The 21980-nt window shown below is 67.2% G+C and carries 20 protein-coding genes; 8 read left to right on the forward strand and 12 right to left on the reverse strand.

What is annotated here, in order from left to right; translation table 11 throughout:
• Positions 1 to 199: 199 nt before the first annotated feature.
• The 5 genes from HY058_19010 to HY058_19030 all read left to right on the forward strand — a co-directional run bounded on the left by HY058_19010 (position 200) and on the right by HY058_19030 (position 5049).
• A complete protein-coding gene (locus tag HY058_19010) occupies positions 200 to 1078 on the forward strand; it encodes an ATPase (GenBank protein ID MBI3499389.1) in 879 nt (292 codons plus the stop codon).
• A gap of 9 nt (positions 1079 to 1087) precedes the next feature.
• On the forward strand, positions 1088 to 2005 hold the full coding sequence (locus tag HY058_19015) for a homoserine O-succinyltransferase (GenBank protein ID MBI3499390.1): 918 nt from the start codon (positions 1088 to 1090) through the stop codon (positions 2003 to 2005).
• 131 nt (positions 2006 to 2136) lie between these two features.
• Positions 2137 to 2991, forward strand: a complete 855-nt coding sequence (gene pheA / locus HY058_19020) for a chorismate mutase (GenBank protein MBI3499391.1) — start codon at positions 2137 to 2139, stop codon at positions 2989 to 2991.
• Positions 2992 to 3062: 71 nt separating this feature from the next.
• A complete protein-coding gene (locus HY058_19025) occupies positions 3063 to 4172 on the forward strand; it encodes a histidinol-phosphate transaminase (protein MBI3499392.1) in 1110 nt (369 codons plus the stop codon).
• Complete coding sequence (locus HY058_19030; protein MBI3499393.1) at positions 4165 to 5049, forward strand: prephenate/arogenate dehydrogenase family protein; 885 nt, start codon at positions 4165 to 4167, stop codon at positions 5047 to 5049. The genes HY058_19025 and HY058_19030 overlap by 8 nt, the downstream gene beginning before the upstream one ends.
• A 41-nt stretch (positions 5050 to 5090) precedes the next feature.
• On the opposite strand, the gene HY058_19035 is transcribed toward HY058_19030, so the two are convergent.
• Positions 5091 to 6113 carry a DUF2125 domain-containing protein gene (locus HY058_19035; protein MBI3499394.1) on the reverse strand — a complete coding sequence of 341 codons (1023 nt, stop codon included), beginning with the start codon at positions 6111 to 6113 and terminating at the stop codon, positions 5091 to 5093.
• Between the two features lie 92 nt (positions 6114 to 6205).
• Here HY058_19035 and HY058_19040 point away from each other — a divergent pair, with 92 nt between their 5' ends.
• Positions 6206 to 6907 (forward strand): gamma-glutamylcyclotransferase, encoded by a 702-nt coding sequence (locus HY058_19040; protein ID MBI3499395.1) that lies wholly within the window; start codon positions 6206 to 6208, stop codon positions 6905 to 6907.
• Here the strand turns inward: HY058_19040 and HY058_19045 are convergent.
• The 6 genes from HY058_19045 to ftsE form a co-directional block, all read right to left on the reverse strand.
• Positions 6876 to 8231 carry a HAMP domain-containing histidine kinase gene (locus HY058_19045; GenBank protein MBI3499396.1) on the reverse strand — a complete coding sequence of 452 codons (1356 nt, stop codon included), beginning with the start codon at positions 8229 to 8231 and terminating at the stop codon, positions 6876 to 6878. The genes HY058_19040 and HY058_19045 overlap by 32 nt on opposite strands.
• Positions 8232 to 8385: 154 nt before the next feature.
• Complete coding sequence (locus HY058_19050) at positions 8386 to 10704, reverse strand: adenosylcobalamin-dependent ribonucleoside-diphosphate reductase (GenBank protein MBI3499397.1); 2319 nt, start codon at positions 10702 to 10704, stop codon at positions 8386 to 8388.
• Between the two features lie 208 nt (positions 10705 to 10912).
• The gene (locus tag HY058_19055; GenBank protein ID MBI3499398.1) at positions 10913 to 11659 is read right to left on the reverse strand and encodes a 1-acyl-sn-glycerol-3-phosphate acyltransferase; all 747 of its coding nucleotides are present in this window, start codon (positions 11657 to 11659) and stop codon (positions 10913 to 10915) included.
• A gap of 2 nt (positions 11660 to 11661) precedes the next feature.
• Positions 11662 to 12312 carry a YdcF family protein gene (locus HY058_19060; protein MBI3499399.1) on the reverse strand — a complete coding sequence of 217 codons (651 nt, stop codon included), beginning with the start codon at positions 12310 to 12312 and terminating at the stop codon, positions 11662 to 11664.
• On the reverse strand, positions 12309 to 13220 hold the full coding sequence (locus HY058_19065; protein MBI3499400.1) for a cell division protein: 912 nt from the start codon (positions 13218 to 13220) through the stop codon (positions 12309 to 12311). The genes HY058_19060 and HY058_19065 overlap by 4 nt, the downstream gene beginning before the upstream one ends.
• Positions 13221 to 13224: 4 nt before the next feature.
• Positions 13225 to 13905 (reverse strand): cell division ATP-binding protein FtsE, encoded by a 681-nt coding sequence (gene ftsE / locus HY058_19070; GenBank protein MBI3499401.1) that lies wholly within the window; start codon positions 13903 to 13905, stop codon positions 13225 to 13227.
• A gap of 234 nt (positions 13906 to 14139) precedes the next feature.
• Here ftsE and HY058_19075 point away from each other — a divergent pair, with 234 nt between their 5' ends.
• On the forward strand, positions 14140 to 14805 hold the full coding sequence (locus HY058_19075; GenBank protein ID MBI3499402.1) for a zinc-ribbon domain-containing protein: 666 nt from the start codon (positions 14140 to 14142) through the stop codon (positions 14803 to 14805).
• An 8-nt stretch (positions 14806 to 14813) separates the two neighbouring features.
• Here the strand turns inward: HY058_19075 and HY058_19080 are convergent, their stop codons facing one another.
• The 4 genes from HY058_19080 to argH are packed head-to-tail and all read right to left on the reverse strand — an operon-like array spanning position 14814 to position 20328.
• Positions 14814 to 17384 (reverse strand): TIGR02302 family protein, encoded by a 2571-nt coding sequence (locus HY058_19080; GenBank protein ID MBI3499403.1) that lies wholly within the window; start codon positions 17382 to 17384, stop codon positions 14814 to 14816.
• Positions 17385 to 18740, reverse strand: coding sequence for a diaminopimelate decarboxylase (lysA, locus tag HY058_19085; GenBank protein ID MBI3499404.1), 1356 nt, complete (start codon positions 18738 to 18740; stop codon positions 17385 to 17387). It abuts the gene before it with no gap.
• Entirely contained in the window at positions 18737 to 18898 is a 162-nt protein-coding gene (locus HY058_19090) for a hypothetical protein (protein ID MBI3499405.1), read from the reverse strand. Before HY058_19090 ends, lysA begins: the two co-directional genes overlap by 4 nt.
• Positions 18895 to 20328 carry an argininosuccinate lyase gene (argH, locus tag HY058_19095; protein ID MBI3499406.1) on the reverse strand — a complete coding sequence of 478 codons (1434 nt, stop codon included), beginning with the start codon at positions 20326 to 20328 and terminating at the stop codon, positions 18895 to 18897. Before argH ends, HY058_19090 begins: the two co-directional genes overlap by 4 nt.
• Position 20329: 1 nt before the next feature.
• Between argH and HY058_19100 the strand changes: the two genes are divergently transcribed.
• The gene (locus HY058_19100; GenBank protein ID MBI3499407.1) at positions 20330 to 20950 is read left to right on the forward strand and encodes a TlpA family protein disulfide reductase; all 621 of its coding nucleotides are present in this window, start codon (positions 20330 to 20332) and stop codon (positions 20948 to 20950) included.
• Between the two features lie 137 nt (positions 20951 to 21087).
• Here the strand turns inward: HY058_19100 and HY058_19105 are convergent, their stop codons facing one another.
• Positions 21088 to 21960, reverse strand: coding sequence for a 3-hydroxybutyryl-CoA dehydrogenase (locus tag HY058_19105; protein MBI3499408.1), 873 nt, complete (start codon positions 21958 to 21960; stop codon positions 21088 to 21090).
• Positions 21961 to 21980 lie beyond the last annotated feature (20 nt).

Consider the following 21980-nt stretch of genomic DNA (forward strand, 5'->3'; position numbering starts at 1 on the left):
CCACGCTCCGGAGCGCGGGCCCCCCCCACTCCCCCCCCGGGAGGGCCGGGGAGGGGGTGCGCCGCACCCCCGCCCCGGGCCTCCCTGGGCGGGCGTGGGGGGGGCCCGCGCTCCTGAGCGTGGCGAAGGAGCGTGGGAGGGTGAGGGTTTTCTAGCCCGCCTGTTGCCCATTTCCCCGGGCTTCGGCTAAAGAACCCCCATGCGCTTCAAATCAGGCGAAGAGTTCCGCGAATGGCCCGCCAAGGCGGTGACGATATTCGGCATGTCGGGCGTCGGCAAAACCACGCTCGCCGGGCTCCTGCAGCGCAGTGGCTGGTTCCACTATTCCGTCGATTACCGCATCGGCACCCGCTACATGGGCGAGCACATCATCGACAATTTTAAGCGCGAGGCGATGAAGGTGCAGTTTCTGCGCGATCTGCTGCTGTCCGATTCGATCTATATCTGCTCGAACATTACCTTTGAAAATCTGAGCCCGCTCTCGACCTACACGGGCAAGCCCGGCAACACGGCGCTCAAGGGCATCCCGTTCGCGGAATACCAGCGCCGCCAAGAGCAGCACCGCGAAGCGGAGATCCGCGCGCTCCTCGATGTTCCCGAATTCATCCAAAGGGCGCGCGACATTTATCGGTACGAGCATTTCATCTGCGATACGGGCGGCAGCCTGTGCGAAGTGGCGGATCCCTCAGACGCTTCGGACCCGGTGCTCAGATGCCTGTCGGACACCAGCCTTCTCCTCTATATAGAAGGCAGCGAACAGCACACGAAGATGCTGGTCGACCGCTTCCGCGACGATCCGAAGCCCATGTACTACCGGCCCAAGTTCCTCGACGAGAAATGGGCCGAGTACAAATCGATCTACGGCATCATCGGAGACAACGACGTCCCTCCCGACGACTTCGCCGCCTGGGGCTTCGAGCAGCTCCTCCACCATCGCCTTCCCATCTACGAAGCCATCGCCCGCAATCACGGTTACCGGGTGCACATGGAGGAATTGCGCGGCATTAGGGCGCAAACGCCGCAACAGGCGGAGGAAGACTTCGTAGCCCTTGTTTCGCGCGCCATCGACCTGCAATAGATCCCACTCATGCCGATCAAGATCCCCAATGATTTGCCGGCCCGTCTGACGCTTGAGCATGAAGGCGTCATGGTCATGACGGAAGCGACGGCGCTCCGCCAGGACGTCCGCCCTCTGCGCATCGGGCTCCTCAACCTCATGCCCAACAAGGTCAAGACCGAAACGCAGTTCGCCAGGCTCATCGGCGCAACGCCGCTGCAGGTCGAGCTCACCCTCGTCAAGATCACCGGTCACACGCCGAAGAACACCCCGGCTGAGCACATGATCGCCTTCTACAGCGACTGGGAAGACATCAAGCGCCGGAAATTCGATGGCTTCATCGTCACCGGCGCCCCGGTGGAGCAGCTCGACTTCGAGGACGTCACTTATTGGGACGAGCTCTGCCGCATCTTCGATTGGACCCAGACCAATGTGCATTCGACGATGAACATTTGCTGGGGGGCGCAGGCGGCGCTCTGTCACTTTCACGATGTGCCGAAGCACGCCTTGCCGAAGAAGGCCTTCGGCGTCTATCGCCACCGCAACCTCAACCCGTCCTCGCCGTACCTGCGCGGCTTTTCGGACGACTTTATGATTCCCGTCTCGCGCTGGACCGAGAACCACCGCACCGACCTGCCGAATGGCAAAGGCCTTGAGGTCCTGATGGAGTCCGACGAAGCCGGTCTCTGCCTCGTCGCCGACGCGCCGCGCCGTGCCCTCCACATGTTCAACCACATCGAATACGACACCAATTCGCTGAGCGAGGAATATTGGCGCGACGTCAAGGCGAGCAAGCCGATCGAGCTGCCGGTCAACTATTTTCCGAAGAACGATCCCAAGGCGCCGCCGGAAAATCGCTGGCGCAGCCACGCCCATTTGTTGTTCGGCAACTGGATCAACGAAGTCTATCAGACGTCGCCATTCGATCCCGAAAGGATCGGAGAATAGAATGCGATGGGCGTGGGTTGACCCATCCCACCGCCGGGCTCGCATAGGGTTTCCTTTGCTTTTGCCGAAACCCGGGACTACACCTCTCAGTCCCTCGACTAGGCTCAACAACCCGACGACTTAGAGCGACCATGACGACCGCCCCGCCAGCGCTCGATGCGTTGCGCCGCGAGATCGACGAGATCGACGACGCCATCCACGATCTCATCCTCAGACGCGCCGAGATCGTGCGCGAGATCGGCCGAGTGAAGACGAGCGTGGCCTCGCCGATGCTGCGCCCGGCCAGGGAAGCCCAAGTGCTCAGGCGCCTGGCCCGCCGCCATCGCGGCCCCGTGCCCATGGGCGTCATGGTGCGGCTTTGGCGCGAGCTCATAACCGGCGGCTCGCTCGGGTTGCAGGAGAACGTTTTGGTGGCGGTCTATGGGGGCGAAGACGGTGTGGGCTGCTGGGATCTGGCCCGCGATCATTACGGCGGCAGCGTCCCGATGCGGAGTTGCCGGAGCCCGGGCGAGGTCGTCGATGCCGTCGCGGCGGGCACGGCGACGGTCGGCGTGCTGCCGGCGCCCGGGCCTGGCGAGGCGGCACCGTGGTGGCCGCTCCTCCTCTCGGACCGACCGAATCCGCCACGGGTCGTGGTCAAGCTGCCCTTCGCCGACCGGAGCCGGAGCCGCACCGCCATTGCCACGGCCTTCGTGGTGGCGGCGATGGCGCATGAGGAGAGCGGCGAGGATCGCACGCTCGTCGCCCTGGCGGCAAAGGCAGGCGCCGACGAAGCTGGCATCGCAACGGCGCTCGAGCGCGTGGAGCTCAAAGGGTCCGTCCTCGCCATTGCCCCCGACAAGGAGAACGACACGCAATGGCGCTTGCTCGAGCTCGCGGGCTTCGTCGGCGCCGATGACCGACGGCTCGCGCTGCTTGCGCGCGAACCCGGCATCGGCCGCGCTCTAACCATCGGCGGCTATGCGACGCCGCTATCCGGCTCCTAGGGCTTCGATGCGATTAAACGAAACGCGGAATTGCCGCTAACTTCCTATGCTGTGAACTTTAGGGATATGTCATGACCGCATCGGCCACTCGACCGACACCTACGCCCGGCATTCTCGATTTGCCGCCCTATCGGGCCTTTCAGCCGCCCAAGCGCCAAGGACGCGTCATTCGATTGATGGCCAATGAAGGCGCGCTGGGGCCGAGCCCGAAGGCGGTCGCCGCCTTCAAGGCCGCTTCGGGCGAAATCCATCGCTATCCCGAGCGTGGCTCGGGCGAGCTCGTGCAGGCGCTCGCCCGGCATCACCGTCTCGAACCGGAGCGGCTCATCGTCGGCAATGGGTCGGACGAGCTGATCGAGCTGCTCGCCAATTGCTACGCCGGACCGGGCGATGAGGCTATTCACACCCAATACGGCTTCGTCATGTTCAAGCAGTCGACCAGGGCCGCCGGCGCCACCCCGATCTCCGCGCCCGACGTCAACTTCACCGTCAGCATCGATGCGATCCTGGAGCGCGTGAGCCCACGCACCAAGCTCGTCTTCCTCGCCAATCCGAACAATCCGACCGGCACCTATCTCCCCCATGACGAGGTGGAGCGCCTGCATCGCAAGCTGCCGGAGCACGTGGTTCTGGTGCTGGATGCCGCCTACGCGGAATACGTCAACCGCAACGACTACTCGGCCGGCAGCGGGCTCGTCGAGCGCAGCCAGAACGTGATCATGCTGCGCACCTTCTCCAAGCTGTTCGCGCTCGCCGGCTTGCGGCTCGGCTGGGGCTATGGATCGCCGGCGATCCTCGATGCCTTGAACCGGGTGCATGGCCCCTTCAACGTGAACCTCGCTGCGCAAGCGGCCGGCATGGCGGCGTTGGCCGATGCGGCGTTCCAGGAAGCCGCCCGGAATCACAACGCCGCCTGGATGCCGACGATCCAGGAATCGCTGCGGAAGCTCGGTCTCGAGCCGGTGCCCAGCGTCGCCAATTTCGTGCTGGTGCGCGTGCCGGCGAAGACCGGCAAGACCGCCGAGGCGGCAATCGAGCACTTGGCCAAGGCCGGCATCTTCGTGCGCGAGATGGCGACCTACGGGCTTGCCGAGCATTTCCGCTTCTCCATCGGCACGGCCGAAGAGATGGAAGCCTTGCTCGCGGAGCTGGGCCAGTTCCTGGGCCGCACGCATGGCTGAGCTTCCCATCAAGACCTTGGCGCTCATCGGCATCGGCCATATCGGCTCTTCGATCGCCCGCGGCGTCATCGAGCAGAAGCTGGCGGAGCGGATCGTCGTCGCCGACAACAACGAGGAGCACCGGGCCCGCGCGCTCGAGCTCGGGCTCTGCCAATCGGCAACCGCGGATGCGGGCGAAGCGGTTCGCGGCGCCGACATGGTGATCGTCTGCACGCCCATCGGCACCTACCAGGCGATCGGCGAGGCGATGGCGCCGGATTTGGCCGCGGGTGCGATCGTGACCGATGTGGGCTCGGTCAAGCAGGCGGCGATCCGGGCCTTGAAGCCGGCCTTGCCGCGCCATGCCCGCTTCGTTCCGGGCCATCCCGTCGCCGGCACCGAGAACTCCGGGCCCGATGCGGGGTTCGCCGCACTCTTCCATAACCGCTGGGCGATCCTGACACCGCTTCCCGGCGAGGATCAGGCCGCCGCCGATCGCGTCGCGTGGCTGTGGCGGGGCCTCGGCTCCAACGTCGTCATCATGGATGCCGAGCACCACGACAAGGTGCTGGCGATCACTTCGCATCTGCCGCACCTCATCGCCTACACCATCGTCGGCACCGCGACCGACCTCGAGACCTCGCTGCAGTCCGAGGTGATCAAGTTCTCCGCCGGCGGCTTCCGCGACTTCACCCGCATCGCCGGCTCCAATCCGATCATGTGGCGCGACATCTTCCTCAACAACCGCGAGGCGGTCCTGGAGATGCTGCAGCGCTTCAGCGAGGACCTGTCGAGCCTGCAGCGCGCCATTCGCTGGGGCGAAGGCGAGAAGCTGGAAGAGTTGTTCACCCGCACCCGCGCCATCCGCCGCGGCGTGGTCGCCGCCAAGCAGGCGTGAGTCCGACGCGTTCAAGCGCGCACGAAAAGCAGTGTAGTTCCCTAAGGCACGATCTTCGGCAGCGGCATGATCGGCACCGGGCCCACGGAAAGCTTGCCGTCCTGGGCCGTCAGCGGCACCGTCACCTCGGCGCCGGCGGGTGTGGGCTTCGAGAGCGCGCTCAAGACCACGCGCGCGATCGAGGCCTGACGCGTGGCGACCGCGCCGAGGGCGACGAGGCGCTCCAGGGTCGCATCCCAGCCGCGGATCGAAGCGGTTCCGGCACCCAGCGGCCGCATCTCCTCGTCCAGCGCCACCGTGCCGTTGCCGGTGAGGCCGAGCGGGCCCCAATTGAGATCCAAGCGGCTGATTTCGACGATGCCGCCGGCATCCCGCCAGCGCGCCAGCGCGCGGGCAGGCGAGTCCACCGGCACCGTTCCGAACAAGCTGAGCGCGAGGCTGAGGTCGATCGGCTCCGAGAATGGCAGGCGCTGCGCCAGCGGCGGGGCGAGGGCCAGGCCCTCGAGGCTGAGGCGACCCGCGGCACTCTCCGTCCGCTCGTCCGCCTGGCCGGAGAGGTACTTGTCGAGCGCCACGTCGAGGCGCCGGGCCGAGGCGCTCGGCGTGTCCTTCTCGGTCCAGAGCGCCGGCGCAGCGACCTCCATCTCGCCTTGCAGCGGCCTGTTCAGGCCGAGAACGAGGCTGCCGTGGACCGCATCGCTCGTCACCTGCACGGATTGCGGAATGGCGAGCACGAGGAGGTTCCGACCCTGGCCTTCAAACGATACGGTCGTCGGATTCCAGGGACGCGCGGCCAAGGTCAGGCTCTCGGCTTGCCAGGACCACGGTGTCGCCCCGCCGGGTGCGGTCAGCGCCGGCTGCTCGAACCTGGCCCGGATCCAAAGCGGGAAGCCGCCGATGGCTCGCGCCCGCCATTCGACGGTGTAGCCGTCGCTGCGCCGCGCCTCGACCCACCGCTGGATCGCCTGGTCGAGCGCTCTGGCGGCGAGCCACCAAGAGGCCGCACCTGTCGCCAGCAGCAGAAAAGCCAGCGCCCCTGCCGACCAAACCAAACGCCACCGCATTGCCGCCCTCGCGCGTGAGACGCGCCGTTATAGCCTCAGCCGTCGGCCCGAGGAACCTTGAGCCGGCTACCCGCTCGGCTATAGTGCCGGCGATGCCGAGCTCCAAGCGTGACGGGTCGCGCGAACCCGCCTCCGAATTGCCGAAAGGCTGGCCCGGCCGAGGTGCGGCTTGGGTGTTCGCCTACGGCTCGCTCATGTGGGATCCGGGCTTTGCCCATGCCGAGCACGCTCCGGCCCGCATTTACGGCTTTCATCGGCGATTCTGCGTCTACTCTCACCTCTATCGGGGCACGCCGGAGCGGCCGGGTCTGGTGCTCGGCCTCGATCGCGGTGGCTCCTGTCATGGTCTGGCGCTCCGCATTCCCCGATCGGAGCTGCCGGCCGTGCTCGATTACCTGTGGCGCCGGGAGATGCTGACGCGGGTCTATCATCCGCGCCTGATTGCCGCACGCTTGGATCGCGGCCGCGCCGTGCCGGCGCTCGCCTTCGTCGTCAACCGCGCCCACCGGCAATATGCGGGCGGGCTCACGCCCGTGCAGACGGCGGCCCTCGTGCTGCAAGGCCATGGCGGGCGCGGCCCATGCCGCGATTATCTCGGCAACACGCTTCGCCATCTCAGCGATCTAGGCCTCGCCGACCGCGGCTTGAGCCGGCTGGAAAGCCTTGTCGAGGGTCTCTGCGCGGGCAGGCTCGAGACGCCGACTCTGCCGCCGCCACCGCCGCCGGAACCGGTGGTGCTCAATGCGTCGTCATTGAATTGGGCTAATCGGCAAGCCGCTCCCGCGGGAAAATGATGGTCACCTTGGTTCCCTGACCGGGGCGGCTCTGGATTTCCAGGCGGCCCTGATGCAGCTCGATGAGCCGCTTGGCCAAAGGCAGACCCAAGCCGCTGCCGGAATGTCTGCGCTTCAGCGAGGTGTCGGCCTGGCCGAATGGCTCGAGCGCGCGCGGGATGTCGTCCGCGGCCATGCCGATGCCGGTGTCGATGATGTCGATTGCGAGCGCGCCGCTGCCGAGGCGTTCGGCCGCGACCGTCACCTTGCCGCCGGGGCGGGTGAACTTCACGGCATTGCTCATGAGGTTGAGCACGATGCGCCTGACCATGCGCTCATCGGCATACAGCTTCGGCAAGGGTTGCCCGGTCGATAGATTCAGCTCGACGCCGCCCTCGGTCGCGCGCTGAGCCAGAAGCCGGCCGCAGCGGTCGATCACCGAGGAGATCGCAAAGACGCTCGGGATCGGCTCGATGTCGCCGGCCTCGGCCCGCGACATGTCCAGAATGTCGTTGATGAGCGCCAGGAGATGCGTGCCGCTTGCATGAATATCGGCGGAATAGGCGCGGTATTCGCCGGCTTTGATCGATTCCGGCGGCAGGCGCTCCAGGAGCTCGGCGAAGCCGATGATGGAATTGAGCGGGGTCCTCAGCTCATGGCTCATCATCGTCAAGAATTCCGATTTGGCGCGGTTGGCCGACTCCGCGAGATGGCGTGCCCGCTCGAGCCGATCGATCATGTCCATGCGCTCGAAGCGCAGCCTGAGCGATCGCTCGATGATCCGGCTGGTGTTGCGCGCGGCTAGGCTGAGGAGCGCGATGTATGCCGTTGCCATGATGCCCATCACCACCTGGGTCTGGTCGCCGGAGACGATGAAGCGGCCGGCAAGCGGCAGGGTGTGAAGGAAGAAGTAGGCGAAGAACACGGCCGGTACCGCGGCCGTCGAGACCGACGCCGCGGCACCCATTCCCACCGTCACGCTGGTTAGGATCAGGATGCTGGTCGGGGACGTCGGATCGAAGAAGTAGAAATTGGAGAAGCCCCATCCGAGCCCGCTGAAGGCGGCGCCCGCGATCGCCAAGCCGGCCCATCGCCGCACCTCTTCCGAGGCGGGCTGCGCGTGCTCGAAGGCAAGGCTCAGGCCGAGGCGGACGACCTGGAGGAGGGTCATGCCGCCGACCCACAGCATCAGCACGAGCCGATCCGCGCTCTGCCATAGGCCCAGCGCGATCAAGAGCGGGATTACCACGTTGGCGACGAGCGCCAGGTAGAGCTGGCGATAGAGCAGGCCGACCCGGGCGGCGAAGATCCGCTCATCGAGCCGCGCCACTTCGCCGGCGCTCAACGCCGCACCACCCGCCTCGGCGGACCCCAGCGGAGACCGCTCAGCCGGTGCGCCAGGCGCTGAAAATAGCGCCGGCGCTTCTTCGGAGCCGCTATCCGAAGCGGTCATCCTCGCGGGCCGGGACTAGCCGGCCCGGCCGATGGCGGTGATCCCGTCAACCGCACTTCGAGTAGCCGCAGTCAAGGCATTGATCGCAGCCCTCCTGGCGAATGAGGCTGGGCTGGCTGCATTTGGGACAATGGCGCATGCGCCCGTCGGCGAGGCCGACGACCTTGCGCTCGGCCAGCGCCGGGACTTGCCGCTCCGGCGGCTGCAGGAACCCGATGTCGATCATGTGATGCTCGATCACGTCGCCGATCGCCGCCAGGAGCGAGGGCACGTAGCGGCCGCCCATCCATTGCCCGCCGCGCGGATCGAAGACCGCCTTCAGCTCCTCGACTACGAAGGACACATCGCCGCCGCGCCGGAACACCGCGCTGATCATGCGGGTCAAGGCGACGGTCCAGGCGTAATGCTCGGTGTTCTTCGAGTTGATGAACACCTCGAAGGGCCGGCGGCGGCCGTCCTGCACGATGTCATTGATGGTGATGTAGATTGCGTGGTCGCTCTCCGGCCACTTGATCTTGTAGGTCTTGCCCGGCAGCTCCTCGGGGCGCTGGAGGGGCTGCGTCATGTAGACAACGCCGCCGGCATCGAAGTCGTCGGCGGGCTTGGCGGCGGCCGCCGTCGGCATGGTGAGCGGCAGCTCCGGCTGCGCCTTCGCCTGCTCGTCGGCATGCGCGTGCAGGACGGCGCCGGTCACCTCGTTCGGGCGATAGGTGGTGCAGCCCTTGCAACCGAGGTCGTAGGCCTGCTGATAGACGTCCTTGAACACCTCGAAGGGCAGGTCGGCGGGACAGTTGATGGTCTTCGAGATCGAGCTGTCGATGTATTCCTGGACGGCGGCCTGCATGACCACATGGTCGCCCGGCGACAATTGCTGGGCATCGACGAAATACTCCGGCAACGCCACGGTTTCGCCCTTGAGCCGATGGAACAGCCGATAGGCGGCATCGGCCACTTCTTCCTGCCGCCTGCTGCCGTCGGGCATCATGACCGACCTCGTGTGGCGGAAGCTGAACACCGGCTCCAGCCCCGAGGAGACATTGTCGGCCAAGAGCGAGATCGTGCCGGTGGGCGCGATCGAGGTCAAAAGCGCATTGCGCATGCCGTTCCGACGGATGGCGTCCTTGACGTCCTCCTCCAGGCCGCCGACGGTCTCGCTGGCGAGGTAGCGCTCGGCGTCGTAGAGCGGGAACGAGCCCTTCTCGGCGGCGATCTCGGAGGAGGCGAGATAGGCCGCGCGCCGCAAGGCCTTCATCCAGGCGCGCGTCAAGGTCACCGCCTGCTCGCTACCGTAGCGCGCCCGGCACATGATGAGCGCATCGGCGAGCCCGGTGACGCCGAGCCCGATCCGCCGCTTCGCCTCCGCCTCGGCCTTTTGCTGCGGCAAGGGGAAGCGCGAGACGTCGGTCACGTTGTCCATGAAGCGGACGGCGGTGCGTACCAGCGTGTCCAGGCGCTCGAGGTCGAGTGCCGCCGTCTCCTCGAATGGATCCTTAACGAGGCGCGCCAGATTGACCGAGCCCAACAGGCAGGCGCCATAGGGCGGCAATGGCTGCTCTCCGCACGGATTGGTCGCTTGGATGCTCTCGCAATAATGGAGGTTGTTGCGACGGTTGATGCGGTCGATGAAGATCACGCCGGGCTCGGCATAGGCGTAGGTCGCGCGCATGATCTTGTCCCAGAGCTCGCGCGCCTGGACGGTGCGATAGGCAACGCCGCCGAAGCTGAGCGGCCAGGGCTGGTCCTGGCGGACCGCCGTCATGAACGCATCCGTCACCAAGACCGAGAGATTGAACATCCGGAGCCGCCCGGGCTCGCGCTTGGCTTCGATGAAGGCTTCGATGTCGGGATGATCGCAGCGCATGGTCGCCATCATCGCGCCGCGGCGGTGGCCGGCGCTCATGATGGTGCGGCACATCGCATCCCAGACATCCATGAAGGTGAGCGGACCCGAAGCATCCGCACCCACGCCTTTCACCGGCGCGCCCTTCGGCCGTAAGGTGGAGAAGTCGTAGCCGATGCCGCCGCCCTGCTGCATGGTGAGCGCGGCCTCCTTCAAGTGCTCGAAGATCCCGCCCATGTCGTCGGGAATCGTGCCCATGACGAAGCAGTTGAAGAGGGTAACGGCGCGCGCCGTGCCGGCGCCGGCGATGATGCGACCCGCCGGCAGGAACTCGAAATCGGCCATGACCCCGTGAAAGCGCTCGGTCCAGAGCGCGCGGTCTTCCGGCTTCTCGGCCTCGGCGACGGCGGATGCCACCCGGCGCCAGGTCTCGTCGATGGTCTTGTCCACGGGCTGGCCGTCCGCGCTCTTGAAGCGATATTTCATGTCCCAGATCTGCTGGGAGATCGCGGCTACCTGCGTCATCTTCGGAAGCTCCACCATCGGCGCCGAACCCAAGATCGCCCGCGGGCCGCTTGCACGCGGGGCATCTCGGCTCGAGGCCGGAGCGACGATACTTCGCCGATTTTACGCTATTGCGAGGGAAATGTACGGATCAGTAAGCCCGTGGTCAAGCCATGTTCCCGTTTCGTTTTGTACCGGAACCGACCGCTAACGAATTGGTAAACAAAGATTATCCTTGGTCGGCAGCGACGCCCCCAAGGGCGGGCTCGGAGCTGGCGGCGATGAGCCGGTTGGACACCGTCTCGATCGCCGTCTCCAGGCGCTCGGTGAAGGCGGCGCGTTTCAGCCCCGGCGGAATCGCCGGCAGGAAGACCAGCCGGATGGTGCCGGGCCGCTTGAGGAAACCCCGGCGGCCCCAATAGAGGCCCGAATCGAGCGCCACCGGCACCACCGGCACGCCGAGCTTGCCGTAGAGCGCCTGTACCCCCGGCAGATAGGCTTTGGATTCGCCGGGCGCGATCCTGGTTCCCTGAGGGAAGATCACGATCTGGCGGCCCGCTGCTGCGGCCCGCTCCGCCTGTCGGACCATGTACTTCAATGCCGAGGCATGTCCGCTGCGGTCGACCGAGATCATCCCTGCTCGGGCCGCATACCAGCCGTAGAAGGGGATGAGCAGGAGCTCGCGCTTCAGCACATAGGCGGGGTCTTCGAGAAAGACGTTGAAGATGAAGGTGTCCCACGCGGATTGATGCTTGGCGGCGATGATCACCGCGCCCGTCGGCAGGTTCTCGCCTCCCTCGATCCGGTAGTCGAGGCGGCAGATCGCCTTCAAGAGCCACACCGCGCCTCTGGCCCAGAAGCGGGCGACGGCGATCAGCACCGTGCGACGGCAGGCGAGGCTCGGCGAGGCCACGACGACAACGAGCGTCGTCCACAGATAGAAGGCGATGTTGAAGGCGAGCGAGCGCAGCCAGATGCTCACAGGACCGGGTCTCGCTCGTGCGCCCAGAGACCGCTCAGGCTCGAGCGTAGCCACGCGAACAGGAACTTGTTGAACTCGCTCGCGATCAGCTCCGCCGTCCCCGGCCAGCGCCACCAGGCATCCTGGCGCACATTGCTCGGAAAGACCGGGTTGGCGACGATCGCCGCATGCGGCAGCGCCCGGCGGAACTCGATGAGGCTGCGCGGCATATGGTAGCCGGAGGTCACCAAGCGAAGCGAGCGGAAGCCCTCCTTTGCCATCCAGCTTGCGCTCTCGGCGGCGTTGCCGACCGTGTCGCTGGCGCTGTAGCCGAGCGATACGCAGCAGGAGAGCAGTCCCCTGAGCTTCGGCTCATGGCCGGCGATCTCCGCCTTGACCACATCGGAGTGGACGCCGGAGATGAACAGCTTGCGCGCATGCCCCGAGGCCAACAGCTCGAGCCCGACGGAAACCCGTCGGCTGCCGCCGGTCAGCACCACGATCGCATCGGTCATGCTGTCGGCGTCTTCGACCTCGCGCGGCAGGCTCCCGGCAAAGAGGATGAGGCCGACGGTCCACACGAGGCCGAGGCCGACGACCGCAAAGGACAGCCAGCGCCAGAATCCGGCCTTGGGTCCGCGGAACGAGCCCGTCGCCAAGGTGGTCATGGCAGGCGCGCCAGCCGGCGCGCGACCGAGAGGCGCGCGGTCACGATGGCGATCAGGCTCGCCGAGAGGGGCAGCAGGCCGAGACTCGCCCATGCCAGCGGATCCAGCCCGAGGCCCGGTATCTGCGCCACGTGCACGACATCGAGGGCGCGGCCGATCGCGGCCAGCGTGAGGAGCGCCAAGCCGAGGCCGACGAGCCCACCCCACAGGCTCAGCCGGAAGACGTGATGGGCAAACTGGTTGGCGATGTAGCGGTCGCGCGCGCCGATGAGATGCAGGACTTCGACGACGTCGTGATGGATGGCAAGGCCGGTGCGCGTGGCGAAGACGACGGCGGCGACCGCGACGATGCCGACGATGACGAGCACGATGCCCGCCAACGCCTCGACGCTGCGCGCCAGCGCCGCCACACCGCCCAGCCATAGCCCGTGGTCGTCCAGCCGGCTGCCGGGAACCGCGGCGCTGAGCGCCTCGGCCAAGACCTTGACGTCGATCTTGGCATCGCGCGCTAGGGAGACCTCGATGAGCGAGGGCAGCGGCAAGTCTTCGATGAGCCCGCCCTGGCCGAGCCAGGGTTCAATGAGCTTGAGCGTGGCGGCGCGGTCCAAGGCTTCGGCCTTCGCCACCCCCGGCGTCGCTCGTAGCAGCGTCACGGCACGCTGCACCCGCTCGCTCTGCAGGCGCGCTTCGGCGTTCGCGGCGTTTTGGGGCCTTGCGTTCTGGGATAGAGGGATCTCGACGGTGAGCGTGCCGGTGAGAGCCGCGTTCCAGCGCTCGATGACCGCGTGCACGCTGAAGGCGCCGGCGAGCGCCAGCGCCGCCAGGTAGACCATCGCGGCGGCGATGCAGGGGAGAAATCGCCCGCTGGCGTCGCCCGCCAGCGGCAGGTCGGAGCGTCGTCTCAGCATGGGATCATGCCTGCGCCCGCCGTCGCGCCGGCACCTCGTAGAGATGCCCGTCTTCGAGATGGAGCTGAGGATGCTTGAAGCGCGCGACCAGGGCATCGTTGTGCGTGGCGATCAGCACGGTGGTGCCCATCTTGTTGAGCTCGTCCAGGAGGTACATGAGGCGCACCGCGATGCGGTCGTCGACATTGCCTGTCGGCTCGTCGGCCAAGAGCAGGCTTGGCCGGCCGATGACGGCGCGTGCGATGGCAATCCGCTGCTGCTGGCCACCCGACAAGGTCGGCGGCAGATCGTCCACATGCGCTCCCAGCCCGACCCAGGCTAGCAGCTCCGCCACATGATCGCGGATCTGGCTTTCCTTCGCTCCGGCCACGCGCAAGGGCAGCGCCACGTTGTCGAGGGCGGAGAGATGCGGCAGCAGGCGAAAGTCCTGGAAGACGACGCCGATGCGCCGCCTGAGCGCCGGCAGCTCGCCGCGCGGAATCAGCGCTGCCTCCCGATCAAAGAGGACAATGCGGCCGCGCGCCGGCTTCAGCGCCAAATAAAGGAGCCTCAGCAAGGTCGATTTGCCGGCGCCGCTGGAGCCGGTCAGGAAATGGAATGAGCCTGGAGCGAGTTCGAAATTGAGCCCGCGCAGTACTTCCGGTCCCTGGCCATAGCGCGCGGCCACGTCCTCGAAGCGAACCACCGTATCGCTATCCTAGCAGGCTGCCTTCGTCATCGGCTGGATCGGCCGGAGCATCGCATGGCAGCCGCGTTTGCGTCCACAGCCGGGGGCAAATCCGTGCCGAGCTACGAACCCGCCGCCGGGGCGGCAGGCTGGAATTGGTTGCATCGCGACATGCGGGGATTGCTCAACAACCGGCTAGTCCCTATAGATCGACGTAATTGGAACCGATTGGCGAGATTCGGCCCCTAATTCATGATTCTGACCTGTCCGTCGTGCAGCAAGCGTTATGCGCTCGCCTCCAGCGCCGTCGGCGACGAGGGGCGGAAGGTGCGCTGCGGCAATTGCGGCGAGACCTGGTTCCAAGCCCCGGCCGAGATCGAGGAGCAAGAGCCGGTCGACGTGATCGTGCCGCCGGCCGACGCGATCGAGCCGCCGCCCCTGCGGCGCGGCGCCAACCTGCCGGCGCTCCGCGGTCAGGCGCGGTCGGGCAGCGGGCGGCGCGGCTGGGCGGCTCTCGCTCTGGGTGCCGTCGTCCTCTTGCTGGGCGTCGTGCTCGGGCGCGAGCCCCTGGTTGCCGCCTGGCCACCCTCGGCGCGGCTCTACGAGGCGATCGGCATTCCGGTGCCGGCTCCAGGCGCCGGCTTGGCGCTCCGCGAGATCAACTCCGAGCGCAAGGTCGAAGCCGGCACGCCGGTCCTGGTGGTGATGGGCGAGATCGCCAACATGTCGACGGACGTGCGCGACGTACCGCCCTTGCGCGCGGCCTTGCGCGACTCGGGCCGCCACGAGCTGCAGAGCTGGGTGTTTCCCGCCGATACGCCGAGGCTCTTGCCAGGCGAGACTGTGCACTTCAAGAGCGAGTTCGCCAACCCGTCTGCCGAGGCGGTCGACCTCACCATTACCTTCAGCGGCGGGTGAGGGCGACGCTAAAACCGCCTGAGCAGCCGGTCGATATATTCACGCTCGATCGGCGGGCGGTTGGCCTCGCCGGCACGCCGGCGCAGCTCGTCGAAGATTTCCCGCGCGCGCTGCAGATCCGCCTCTTTGGGAATCTCCACATCGCCCTGGTCCATGCCGGCGGAATTGCGGGTGGTGCGGCCCAAAGGATCGCGGCCATCCCGGCTCGCCTGTCCGGGACGGGTGCCGGCGGGCCGGCCCTGGCCGTTGTTGTTGCCAGGGTCTGAGCCTGCCATCTGATTGGCGAGCTGATCGGCCAAGGCCTGGGCGCCTTGCTGCAGCTGGTCCAGAGCCTCGCCCTGCGGGCCCACGGCTTCGCCGGGCTGGGCCCGCTGGAGGGCTTCCGCCGCCTCCTTCATCGCCCGCTCGGCGCGGCCGAAGGGCTGCGGGATGTCGCCCATCTCGCCCATCTGGCGCATGAGCTCGCCCAGCATCCGCCGGATCGCTTCCTGGCTCTCGGCACCATTCTGCCCGGGCTGGCCCGGCTGGCCGCGCTGACCGCGCTGGCCCTGTTGGCCTTGCTGTCCCTGCTGACCTTGCTGACCTTGCTGTCCCTGCTGGTTGTTCTGGCGGTTGGCGTCCTGATAGGTCTGGTCCATGAGCTGGCGCTGGCGGCGGGCCAGATCCTGCAGGTTCTGCAGCATGCGCATCGCCTGCTGGGTCTTCGGGTCGCCCATCTGCGGCTGGGCCGCGCGCAAATTCTCCAGCATTTCGCGGAGCTGCGAGAGCAGCTGGCGCGCCGCCTCGCGATTGCCGCTTTTCAGCATCTCGCGCGCCCGATCCATGAGGCTCTGCAGATCCTGCCGGCTCAAGAGCTGCGCATTCGGCGGCAGCGGCTGCATGTCCTGCGGGCTCGCCTGCTGCTGCTGCTCCATCTGGCGCATCATCGCGTCCAGATATTGGTCGAGCGCCCGCTGCAGCTCTTCCATCAAGCGCTGCAGCTCCTTGTCCTCGGCATTGCGGGCGAGCGCATCCTCCAGCCGCTGCTCGGCCATCCGGAGCTCGCGGAGCGCGGTCGACATCTCGCCATCCTCGACTCTGAGCGCGGTCTCCCACAGCAATTGCTGCACGGCGGCCAGGCCCTCCTTGGTCCGATCGAGGCTGAGCCGGCCGACCGCCGATTTGAGCGAAAGGAAGGTGACGATGTCGTCGTAGTAGGTGCCAGGCCTGGATGCGATCTCGCCCAAGGCGGTGATCACCTGCTTGCGGCTGTCGGGCTCGATCGTGAGCCGCCGGCGCTCGGCCACGATCGCGCGCGCGACCGGATGGGTGAAGACCCGCTCCGGCAGCTTGAAGCGCTCGGGCTGGCTCTCGCCGGAGAGGCCGGCGACATTCTTTGCCACCAGCACCGCTTCCACCGGCAGGCCGGCCCAGATATGCGCCGTCAGATCGTGGAAGCTGGCGCTCTGCGCCTGGTGCAAGCCCACGCCCGGCAGCGGCAGGGCGAGCTCGATCGTCTCCGTCTCCGCCTCCTCGTCCGTCTTGGCGCCGTCGCCGTCGCGCACGCGACGGATGCGGACCTGCACCGTCTCGATGCCGTATTCGTCGCTGGCGGTGTAGTCGAGCTTGAGGGCGGCGCGGTCGGTCTGCGAGGGCGGGCTGCGGAAGGCGATTGTGGGCGCGTGCTCGGGCAAGACTTGAATGGGCCAGGCGCCGAGCTCGGTTTGACCGCGCTTGACCACGAGCCGATCGCCCGTGGTGATGGTCGCCTGCACGCGGTGGCTCGTCGGTCCGATGCTCTCGAATTGCGTCGTCTCATCGCCGATGATCAAGGTGGGCGACGCGCTACCGCCATTCACCTGCGCCAGCACGCTCGAATGGGTCGGCACCGGGATGGGCTGCGCGGACTTCTGGGCGGCGGCATCGAGGAGGACCGGCGGGAGCCCGGTATAGGCCGGCGGGCTGATCCACAGATCGAGCGTCACCGGGCCGGCACCGGCGCCGGCGAGATTGGGCGACAGAGCGCGCTCCAGACGCAGCCAGCGATCCTCGGAAGAGGCGACGAGCGCCACCACCAGCACGAGGCCGAGAACCGCACGAAGGCCCCAAGGATCGATCCGGGCGAGGCCCGCGGCGGGAAGGCCGACGCGCAAATGGCGCAAGCGCTCGATCAGCCGCTTGCGGTGCGTCTGCCACAGCGCCTGGGTCAAGGGGTCGTCGCCGCGGCCGACGAAATCGTCTTCGAGCTGGGTCAGCGGGCGGTGGATGAGGCCGCTGGCGGTTTCGACCCGCCGGCGGGCGGCATCAAAGCCGGGCAGGCTGAGGCGCCTCAGCCCATACCAGCAGGCGAACACCAGGCCGAGGCCGAATCCGGCGAGTGCGGCCGCATGGGCGATGCCGCCCAAGGCCGGCAGCATGTCGAAGAGCGCCAGGGCGAGAAAGCTGCCGATGACCGCCAGCGCCGGCCACAACGCCGGCCACAGCCGCTCCCAGAAGAGCGTCACCCGCGCCAGCTGGAGCCGTTGGACGATGCGCCGGGCGAGGCGCGGCGGCAGATCGAGTCCGGCGGCGCCGAGAATCCCTCGCTCGCTGGTCGCCATCTACGCCACTCCTTTCTTCGCCGTCCTTCCGGTCTTCGGCAGATGCACCAGCCGCTCCCGGGCATGCCGATCGTCAGCCAGCCGATCGTCGGATCGGGCGATCCAGGCCGGCACGCGGTCCTGGCCGATCAAATCGTCGTAGCTCGGGCGCGGCCGGACCACGTCGAACTCGCCGCCGCGCACCATGACCTCGGGCGCCAGCAGCCGCGTATTGTAGCTCGATGCCATCACCGCGCCATATGCTCCCGCGGTTTTGATCGCCACCAGCTCGCCTGCGGCAACCTCCGGGAACGCCCGATCCTTGGCAATATAATCGCCGCTCTCGCAAATCGGCCCGACGATATCGACCGGGCGCTCGAGCGAATCGGCGGCCTTTTGCCGCACCGGCACGACCTCGTGATAGGCCTCGTACAGGGTCGGGCGAATCAGGTCGTTCATGGCCGCGTCGATGACGACGAAGCTCTTCGCCGTGCCATCCTTCACGTAGATGACGCTCGCGACCAGCACGCCCGCCTCGGCGACCAGCGCCCGGCCTGGCTCCACCACCACGCGGCAGCCGGTCTTCCGCGCCGCCTCGCCGATGAGGGCGGCATAGGTGGAAATCGGCGGCGGCTGTTCGCTCAGATAGCGCACGCCAAGACCGCCGCCGCAATCCAGGACCTCGATCGGGTGGCCATCGGCCTTGAGCGCCAGGGCCAGGTCGGCCATGCGGGCGAAGGCGAGGCGGTACGGGTCGAGCTGGGTCAGCTGCGAGCCGATATGCACGGAAATGCCCATGAGCTTGATGCCGGGCAAGCGCCGGGCGCGGCCATAGACGGCGCGCGCCTGATCGATGTCGATCCCGAACTTGTTCTCCTTGCGGCCGGTCGTGATCTTGGCGTGGGTCCCCGCATCTACATCCGGGTTCACCCGGACGGCGACCGATGCGGTGCGGCCGGCGCTCGTCGCCAGCTGGGAGAGCAGCTCGAGCTCGGGCTCGGACTCGACGTTGAACTCCGCGATGCCGACACCGAGCGCGTACTCCATCTCCGCGCGGGTCTTGCCGACCCCTGCAAAGTAGATCTTGTGCGCCGGGACGCCGGCCGCCAGCGCCCGGCGGAGCTCGCCCTCGGAAACCACGTCGGCACCGGCGCCGAGCCCGGCAAAGGTGGCGATGACCGCCTGGTTCGAGTTGGCCTTCAAGGCGTAGGAGATGGTCGCATCGATGCCTTTGAGAGCATCGGCGAAGGCTTGGTAGCGGCTTTCCAGCGCCTTCGAGGAATAGCAATAGAAGGGCGTGCCGACCGACGCGGCGATGCGTTCCAAGGGAACGTCCTCGGCGTAGAGCCGACCCTGGCGATAGGCGAACTCGGTCATGGCGTCGGTGCCGGCATAGGTGTTGGCTTCGGGTAGGTCTTGGGGAACTGCGTCTGCGCGTCGTCCCCCGGCGGCTGCAGGCGGTTGGGCTTGCGCCCGCAGGAGGCGAGCCCGGTCGCCAGCACCAGCGCCAGCGCCAGCATGAGAGCCCGCCTCATAGATAGGCCTTGCGCGCGGCGGCGGCGGCGCGGCGGACATTCTTGGGCGCGGTACCGCCATAGCTGGTCCGGCTGGCGAGCGAGCGATCGACGCCCAAGACGGCGAGCGCATCGGCGGTCAGCCGCTTCTCGATCGCCTGCAGCTCGGCCAAGCCCAGACGGTCCAAGGTGACACCCCGCTCCTCGGCCCGCCTGACGATCCGGCCGGTGAGGTGGTGGGCTTCGCGGAACGGCAAGCCGAGCCGGCGCACCAGCCAATCGGCGAGGTCGGTGGCGGTCGGATATCCCTGCTCGACCGCCCGGCGCATGGCGTCCGCCTGCGGGCGCATGTCCTTGACCATGCCGGTCATGGCGGCCAGCGACAAGGAGAGCGTGTCGGCGGCCTCGAAGGTCGGCTCCTTGTCCTCCTGCATGTCCTTGCCATAGGCAAGCGGCAGCCCCTTCATCATGATGAGGAGCGAATCCAAGGCGCCGATGACGCGTCCGGCCTTGGCGCGCACCAGCTCGGCCGCATCGGGATTGCGCTTCTGCGGCATGATCGAGCTGCCGGTGGTGAAGGCGTCCGACAGCTTGACGAAGCCGAATTGCGCCGAGGTCCACAACACCAGCTCCTCGGCGAAGCGCGAGAGATGCGTGGCGGCGATCGCGGCGGCGGCAAGGAACTCCAAGGCGAAGTCGCGGTCGGAAACGGCATCGAGCGAATTGGCCGCCGGCCGGTCGAAGCCGAGCGCCTTCGCCGTCCGCTTGCGGTCGATGGGAAAGGAGGTGCCGGCGAGCGCTGCTGCCCCCAAGGGCGACTCGTTCAAGCGCCTGCGCGCGTCCTTGAAGCGCCCGCGGTCGCGCCCGAGCATCTCGACATAGGCGAGGAGATGGTGGCCGAAGGTGACGGGCTGGGCCGCCTGCAAGTGGGTGAAGCCGGGCATGGCGGTCGCCGCGTTCGCTTCGGCCTTGTCGATGAGCGCCTGCTGCAAATCGGCGAGCTGCCGGTCCAAGCCGTCGATGGCGCCCCTGACCCAGAGCTTGAAGTCGGTCGCGATCTGGTCGTTGCGCGAGCGCGCCGTATGCAGCCGTCCGGCCGGCGTGCCGATGATCTCGGCCAGCCGCGCCTCGACATTCATGTGAATGTCCTCGAGCTCGACCTTGAAGACGAAGCGGCCGGACTCGATCTCTCCCAGGATCTGCTCTAGACCGCGACGGATCTCGGCACCATCTTTCTGGGAAATGATATGCTGGGCCACCAGCATCTCGGCATGCGCCAGCGAGCCGGCGATGTCTTCGGCGTAGAGGCGCTTGTCGAAGCCGATCGAGGCGTTGATCTTCTGCATGATCGCCGCGGGGCCGCTGGCAAAACGGCCGCCCCACAGCGCGTTCGGGTCGGCGGGTGCGGGGGAACGTTCTGATGCGGGTGCGGTTGAGGATTTTTGCTTCATGATGGATCGGGTGCGCGGCCTGCGAATCTGGGTGCTGGGAGTGGCCCTGCTGGCGACTGCGGCGATCGGCTGGGTCGTCATCGCCGGGCCGCTGGCGGCAGGCGATCGGCCGCCGCTCACCGGGCAGATGCGCAAGTTTACCTTGCATGAGGCGCCGCGGCCAGCGCCCGAGGGCGGCTTCCAGGACCGCGAGGGCAAGCGTGTCCCCCTCGGCCAGTTCCTGGGCCAGGTGGTCCTGGTCAATCTTTGGGCGACCTGGTGCGCGCCCTGCGTGGAGGAGATGCCGTCCTTGGAGCGCTTGCAAGCGAGCCTCGGCGGCAAGGACTTCACCATCATTGCCGTCTCCTCCGACCGCGCCGGCAATAAGGCGGTGACGCCGTTCCTGGAGAAGCTCGCCTTGAAGCTGCTGCCGATCTACCTCGATCCCGATTCCAGCTTCACCCGTGGGACCGGAGCCCGCGGCTTGCCGACCTCCATCCTGATCGACCGCGATGGACGCGAGGTGGGCCGGCTGGAAGGGGCTGCCGCCTGGGACTCGCCGGAAGCCGCCGCCCTCATCCGGCACTATCTGGCGCCCGCCAAGCCCTCAGGCGGCCCCGCGGTGATCAAGACCGGCGGCTGAAGACCGCTTTATTGCGAACGATGCCCCCACCCCAACCCTCCCCCGCCTGACGGCGAGGGAAGGAGCTAAAAATTGCTCCACTCCCTCCCCCATGCGCAGCGTGGGGGAGGGTTGGGGTGGGGGCTCTTCGACAGCGCTTATCGCGTCGGGACCGGCTTCTCGCCCGAGTAGTCGTAGAAGCCGCGCTTGGTCTTGCGTCCGAGCCAGCCGGCTTCGACGTATTTCACCAGGAGCGGGCAGGGCCGGTATTTCGAGTCCGACAGGCCGCCATGGAGCACATGCATGATTGCAAGGCAGGTATCGAGCCCGATGAAGTCGGCCAGCTCGAGCGGCCCCATGGGGTGGTTGGCGCCGAGCCGCATCGCCGTGTCGATCGCCTCGACCGAGCCCACGCCTTCGTAGAGCGTGTAGACCGCCTCGTTGATCATCGGCAAGAGGATGCGGTTGACGATGAAGGCGGGGAAGTCCTCGGCCACCGCCGGGGACTTGCCCATCTTGACCGCAAGCTCGCGGATGACCTTGAACGTCGCTTCGTCGGTGGCGATGCCGCGGATGAGCTCGACCAGCTGCATCACCGGCACCGGGTTCATGAAATGCATGCCCATGAACTTGCCCGGGCGATCGGTCGAGGCCGCGAGCCGGGTGATGGAGATCGAGGAGGTGTTGGAGGCGATGATGGTCTCCGGGCCCAGCTCCGGCACCAGCTTCTTGAAGATCGCCCGCTTGACGTCCTCGTTCTCGGTCGCCGCCTCGATCACCACATCGCAGCCCTTGAGCGAGGCGAACTCGGTCGAGGTGGAGATGCGCGCCAGTGCGTCCGCCTTCTGCTCGGATGTGGCCTTGCCGCGGGAGACCTGGCGTTCGATGTTGCGATCGATATTGCCGATCGCCTTCTTCAGCGCCTCGGCGCTGATGTCCGACAGGCGGACGTCGTAGCCGCAGAGTGCCGCCACATGGGCGATGCCGCTGCCCATCTGGCCGGCACCGATGACGCCGATGGTCTTGGTCATTGCCTTCTCCGTTCTTGCGT

The organism is Pseudomonadota bacterium (assembly GCA_016195085.1).
In the GTDB taxonomy this organism is placed as follows: domain Bacteria; phylum Pseudomonadota; class Alphaproteobacteria; order SHVZ01; family SHVZ01; genus JACQAG01.

Bases quoted from the DNA above. Each gene is read 5' to 3' on its own strand.
- HY058_19100 (MBI3499407.1), top strand. From the start codon at position 20,330: ATGGATCGGGTGCGCGGCCTGCGAATCTGGGTGCTGGGAGTGGCCCTG.
- HY058_19015 (MBI3499390.1), top strand. From the start codon at position 1,088: ATGCCGATCAAGATCCCCAATGATTTGCCGGCCCGTCTGACGCTTGAG.
- argH (MBI3499406.1), bottom strand. From the start codon at position 20,328: ATGAAGCAAAAATCCTCAACCGCACCCGCATCAGAACGTTCCCCCGCA.
- pheA (MBI3499391.1), top strand. From the start codon at position 2,137: ATGACGACCGCCCCGCCAGCGCTCGATGCGTTGCGCCGCGAGATCGAC.
- HY058_19030 (MBI3499393.1), top strand. From the start codon at position 4,165: ATGGCTGAGCTTCCCATCAAGACCTTGGCGCTCATCGGCATCGGCCAT.
- HY058_19080 (MBI3499403.1), bottom strand. From the start codon at position 17,384: ATGGCGACCAGCGAGCGAGGGATTCTCGGCGCCGCCGGACTCGATCTG.
- HY058_19050 (MBI3499397.1), bottom strand. From the start codon at position 10,704: ATGACGCAGGTAGCCGCGATCTCCCAGCAGATCTGGGACATGAAATAT.
- HY058_19065 (MBI3499400.1), bottom strand. From the start codon at position 13,220: ATGCTGAGACGACGCTCCGACCTGCCGCTGGCGGGCGACGCCAGCGGG.
- HY058_19040 (MBI3499395.1), top strand. From the start codon at position 6,206: ATGCCGAGCTCCAAGCGTGACGGGTCGCGCGAACCCGCCTCCGAATTG.
- HY058_19010 (MBI3499389.1), top strand. From the start codon at position 200: ATGCGCTTCAAATCAGGCGAAGAGTTCCGCGAATGGCCCGCCAAGGCG.
- HY058_19105 (MBI3499408.1), bottom strand. From the start codon at position 21,960: ATGACCAAGACCATCGGCGTCATCGGTGCCGGCCAGATGGGCAGCGGC.
- HY058_19025 (MBI3499392.1), top strand. From the start codon at position 3,063: ATGACCGCATCGGCCACTCGACCGACACCTACGCCCGGCATTCTCGAT.
- HY058_19035 (MBI3499394.1), bottom strand. From the start codon at position 6,113: ATGCGGTGGCGTTTGGTTTGGTCGGCAGGGGCGCTGGCTTTTCTGCTG.
- lysA (MBI3499404.1), bottom strand. From the start codon at position 18,740: ATGACCGAGTTCGCCTATCGCCAGGGTCGGCTCTACGCCGAGGACGTT.
- HY058_19090 (MBI3499405.1), bottom strand. From the start codon at position 18,898: ATGAGGCGGGCTCTCATGCTGGCGCTGGCGCTGGTGCTGGCGACCGGG.
- HY058_19075 (MBI3499402.1), top strand. From the start codon at position 14,140: ATGATTCTGACCTGTCCGTCGTGCAGCAAGCGTTATGCGCTCGCCTCC.
- HY058_19060 (MBI3499399.1), bottom strand. From the start codon at position 12,312: ATGACCACCTTGGCGACGGGCTCGTTCCGCGGACCCAAGGCCGGATTC.